Consider the following 4,587-nt stretch of genomic DNA (forward strand, 5'->3'; position numbering starts at 1 on the left):
TGCGTCGCAGCGCCGCGCGGCTCGCATCGGGTAGCGGCGCCGCGCCGAGCCGGTCGCCGAGGAACGTGCGCAGCGCATCGAGCGCCTGCTCGCGCTGCGCGGCACGCGCGACGTCGAGCGCGACGATGTTGCTGGTCCCTTCCCAGATCGACCCGAGATGCGCGTCGCGCACGACACGCGCGTCGCTCCATTCCTCGATGTAGCCGGTGCCGCCGCGCACCTCCATCGCATCGCCCGTCACGCGCCGCGCATCGCGGCACGCGCGGAACTTGATCAGCGGCGTCAGGATCCGCACGCAGCGCGCGGCCTGCTCGTCGCCGGCTTCGGCCTGCGGCAGCAGCAGCGCGATCTGCATGAACATCGCGCGGGCGGCCTCGGCGGGCAGCAGCATCTTGATGAGTTGGCGCTGCATCAGCGGCATGTCGATCAGCTTGCGGCCGAACGCCTCGCGATGCGCGGCGACGTGCAGCGCCTCGTTCAGCGCGCGCCGCATCAGCCCCGCCGCGCGCACGCCGTTCGACAGCCGCGACAGGTTGATCATGTCGGCCATCTGGTGGAAGCCGCGGCCGATCTCGCCGATCAGAAACGCCTGCGCGCCTTCGAGCGTGATCTCGCCGCTCGCCATCGAGCGGCTGCCGAGCTTGTCCTTTAGCCGTACGATCCGGTAGCGGTTGCGCGTGCCGTCCGGCAGTGTCTTCGGCAACAGGAACAGCGCGAGGCCCTTGATGCCGTCCGGCGCGCCGTCGGGGCGCGCGAGCACCATCGCGAGATCGGCGTCCGCGTTCGAGCAGAACCATTTGTCGCCATGCAGGCGCCAGACCGTCTCGCCGTGCGCGTCCGTCTCTCGCGTCGCCCGCGTGGCGATGCCGCCGACGTCGGACCCGGCAGCCTGCTCGGTCATGAACATCGCGCCCTGGTACAGCGTGTCGAAATCGCGTGATGCAAGCATCGGCAGGTAGCGCGCGACCAGCGCCGGATCGCCGTGGCGGCGCAGCGTGTGCGTCAGCGAATCGGTCATGCTGACCGGGCAGCACAGGCCGAATTCGGCCTGCACGAACAGGAACGTCAGTGCGTACTTGACGAGCGGCGGCACGGCGTCCGGCTGGTGGCTGAGCGACGCGAGCCCGAGTTCCGAATACGCGACGCGCTCGAGCGCGACGTAGGCGGGATCCTTGTCGATCCGCTGCACGGCTTCGCCGCGCCGGTTGCGGTACTCGAGCACGGGCGGATGCTTGTCTGCGCGCGACGCCCATTCGTCGAGCTCGCCCGACACGCGCGCGCCGAGCGCGCGCAGCTGCGGTTCGAGTTCGGCGTAACGCGCGTCGCCCAGGTGCAGCTTCAGGAGCGCGCCGAGATCGGGATCGGCGGTGAAGAAATTGACGCCCCGGCTGTCGGGGATGTTGGATGCGCCGGCGGCCGGCGTGCGATCGGTGTCGTTCATGCTTGCGTCTCCGTTGCGGAGCAGCGTGGACGCCGTGCGCCCGCCCCGCCCCCGTGCTTCGCGGCCGGATCGCGTCGGCATGTCGACACCGTCCGGTCCCGCGTCAATCTTTCGGAAGAGCGTAGGCTTGCGATCGATAAGCGTCCAATACAGGATTTGTTCGGTACGATAGACGGCACTTATCGATGCCGGCGCCGGGAGACGACATCATGGAACTGAGGCAGTTGCGCTATTTCGTGGCGGTCGCCGAGGAACTGCATTTCGGGCGCGCGGCGAAACGCCTGTTCATCTCGCAGCCGGCGCTGAGTTTCGATATCCGCAAGTTCGAGGAAGCGCTCGGCGTGCAGCTGTTTTCGCGCACCAACAAGACCGTCGCGCTGACCAACGCGGGCGAGGTACTGCTCGGCGAAGCGCGCCGGCGGCTGCTGCAGGCGGCCGAGGCCGAGCGCCTGACGGTACGCTCCGCGTCGGGCCTCGCGGGCCGGCTGCGGATCGGCTTCGTCCATTCGATGCTGTATCGCGGGCTGCCCGACGCGGTGCGGCGCTTCGAGGCCGACTATCCGGGTGTCGAGATCGTGCTGAGCGAGATGAATTCGCAGGCGCAGGTGCAGGCGATCCAGCGCGGCCAGATCGATCTCGGCTACGCGCACTGGGGGCACTTCCCGCCCGAGGTCGAGGCGACGCCCGTCTATGCGGAGCCGTTCGTCTGCTGCCTGCCGGCCGACCATCCGCTCGCGCGGCGCAAACAGGTCGCGCTCGCCGCGCTGGCCGCGGAGCCGTTCATCCTGTTCCCGCGCGAGGCCGCGCCGCACTATCACGACCTGATCATCGCGCAGTGCGTGAACGCCGGCTTCAGCCCGCTGATCCGTCACGAGGCGCGGCTGTGGCAAACCATCCTGTCGATGATCGAGTTCGCGATGGGCGTCGCGCTCGTGCCGCGCGTGCTCCAGCAGGTGAAGAGCGACCGGCTCGCATTCCGGCCGCTGAAGGATGCGCCGCTCGAATCGCGCACGCTCGCGCTGAAGCGCAACGGCACCGCCGAACCAGTCGCGCTGCGCTTCGCCGACTACGTGCGCGCGTCGATCGACGCGCTGCCCGCGCTCGCGGGCTGAGCGCACGGCCGGTTGGCAGGTATGTGCGGGGATCTGAAAAATATTTGCAGAAAGTGCTTTACAGACCCTCAAAGCCCTGACATAATTTCAGCTTCTTTGGGCGGTTAGCTCAGCGGTAGAGCACTGCCTTCACACGGCAGGGGTCACTGGTTCGATCCCAGTACCGCCCACCAAAGAATTCAAGGCCCTGCGTCTCACGACGCAGGGCCTTTTCGTTTTGATGCGCCGAATTCTCGGCCCGCCCGCGCAGATTCACCTTGACCGGCAGCCATCGCCTCCTTCACGAATCCGCCATCTCGCCTTCGATCAGCGCACGGCTTCGTGACCGGCGCATTGATTTGCGCCTGCAGGAGATCATATCCGCCCGCCAAATCTGCAGGCGCGCTGTGCGGTTTTCCAACAATAACGCCATGCCGCAAATCGGCAGCGGGTGCAGGAACACTGCCCTCAAACATTGTTTTCCCATTGACGCGCGGCGATTCGCCAAACACCATGAGCTTGTATTGGCCGATGCAAATCAGGTAAATCCGCTATCGGCAGCAAACTCTCCGATTTCCTCGTGCATCGAGCCCCGCCGGATCAACGCCGCCTCCCGGTCGCGCGCACGAACAAAGTTCAGACATTTCATTCAGGTCATCAGCGATCTTTCGACACGAAAGAAAGTAAATTGCCAGTGTAATTTCCGGTAATTATTCTGTAACATTTGTAGAAATCCGGATGCATAGAATCCTTGCACCAAATAACAGCCAGCTGAATCGGCATCGCATTCGTGCACGAAATCATGACTTGCGATGGCGAGAGTTGGCGATAAAGATTGCACACCCATGGCACAAGAGAAGAACGACTACACCCTGTGGCTTACCGGTCTGAGCGGCGCCGGCAAGTCAACTCTCTCGCGGGAAATTGCGACGCAGTTGCGCGCACGCAATATTCCGACCTGCATCCTGGACGGGGATGAATTGCGGGCAGGCGTGTCTCCCGATCTCGGCTTCGCGCGCGAAGATCGCACCGAAAACTGCCGCCGCACCGCCGAGATCGCAAAGTTGCTCAATAGCCAGGGCTTCATGGTGATCGTCGCCCTGATCTCGCCTTACGAGGCCGACCGGCAACGGGCACGACAGATCGTGGGTGCGGACCGGTTTGTCGAGGTCTACCTGAAAACCGATGTCGCCACGTGCTCCGCACGGGATCCGAAGCAGCTTTACGCAAAGGCGATCACCGGGCAGACGACGCAATTCACCGGCATCTCGGATCCATACGAAGTACCGACCGCGCCTGATCTCGTCGTCGAAACGGGATCGATGGATATTGCGTCGTCGGTAGCGCTGGTCATGAATTTCGAGCGGCAGCGATTCGCGCACGCATAATCCCGCCCCCTCGTTACCCCACATCCGAACGACACCGCACTGCGTTCCGTTAATCGTGCCCCCGAAGGTCGGCACGATTAACGCGCATGCTCCGTGCCGGGAACCCCCCCCTGTCGCAAGAAAACCGCCGGCCGGGCCGGTAGAACGCGTCCAATCCCGATCGGGACACATTCCCAATGCCTCTTCGCGTGATTGCACCCGCACGAACGCAGGGTAGCTCGTTGCGCGACTAGCCCACCCGCTCCGCCGTCGCATCGAACGCACGCTTCGCCTTGTCGACGATCTCGTCGACCTCCGCCTCGCGAATCACGAGCGGCGGCGACAGCAGCATCCGGTCGCCGGTCGCGCGCATGATCAGGTTGCCGTTGAAGCAGAAATCGCGGCAGATCGTGCCGATATCGACGTTCGCACCGAACCGCTCGCGCCGGTTCCGGTCGCGCGCGAGCTGAACGCCCGCGACCAGCCCCACGCCCGCAATCTCGCCGACGATCGGATGGTCGCCCAGCGCATCGCGCAGCCGGCGCTGGAAGTACGGCCCGATGTCGGTCTTCACGCGCTCGACGATCCCTTCGTCGCGCAGCAGCTTCAGGTTCGCGACCGCGACGGCCGCGGCAACCGGGTGCCCCGAGTACGTGAGGCCGTGGTTGAATTCGCCGTTGTCGATGAT

At 65.2% G+C, this 4,587-nt stretch carries 5 protein-coding genes and 1 tRNA gene; 3 read left to right on the plus strand and 3 right to left on the minus strand.

Annotated features, from left to right (window positions below):
- A partial coding sequence (locus G3N64_RS38300) for an acyl-CoA dehydrogenase family protein (protein ID WP_205788778.1) occupies window positions 1–1,441 on the minus strand: 1,441 nt, incomplete at its 3' end.
- Between the two features lie 209 nt (window positions 1,442–1,650).
- Between G3N64_RS38300 and G3N64_RS38305 the strand changes: the two genes are divergently transcribed.
- Together G3N64_RS38305 and G3N64_RS38310 are read left to right on the plus strand one after the other, a co-directional pair.
- The gene (locus G3N64_RS38305; RefSeq protein WP_205788779.1) at window positions 1,651–2,553 is read left to right on the plus strand and encodes a LysR family transcriptional regulator; all 903 of its coding nucleotides are present in this window, start codon (window positions 1,651–1,653) and stop codon (window positions 2,551–2,553) included.
- A gap of 98 nt (window positions 2,554–2,651) precedes the next feature.
- Window positions 2,652–2,726: transfer RNA gene (locus G3N64_RS38310), tRNA-Val, on the plus strand.
- A gap of 21 nt (window positions 2,727–2,747) precedes the next feature.
- On the opposite strand, the gene G3N64_RS38315 is transcribed toward G3N64_RS38310, so the two are convergent.
- Window positions 2,748–3,047: a hypothetical protein gene (locus G3N64_RS38315; protein WP_205788780.1), complete on the minus strand. Its 300-nt coding sequence runs from the start codon at window positions 3,045–3,047 to the stop codon at window positions 2,748–2,750.
- A 330-nt stretch (window positions 3,048–3,377) separates the two neighbouring features.
- On the opposite strand from G3N64_RS38315, the gene cysC reads away from it, so the two are divergent.
- Window positions 3,378–3,920: an adenylyl-sulfate kinase gene (gene cysC / locus G3N64_RS38320; RefSeq protein ID WP_241021429.1), complete on the plus strand. Its 543-nt coding sequence runs from the start codon at window positions 3,378–3,380 to the stop codon at window positions 3,918–3,920.
- A gap of 229 nt (window positions 3,921–4,149) precedes the next feature.
- On the opposite strand, the gene G3N64_RS38325 is transcribed toward cysC, so the two are convergent.
- Window positions 4,150–4,587: aminotransferase class III-fold pyridoxal phosphate-dependent enzyme (locus tag G3N64_RS38325; protein ID WP_205788782.1), on the minus strand; the 438-nt coding region annotated here is incomplete at its 5' end.

This window comes from Burkholderia sp. Ac-20344 (genome assembly GCF_017104975.1).
GTDB lineage: Bacteria > Pseudomonadota > Gammaproteobacteria > Burkholderiales > Burkholderiaceae > Burkholderia.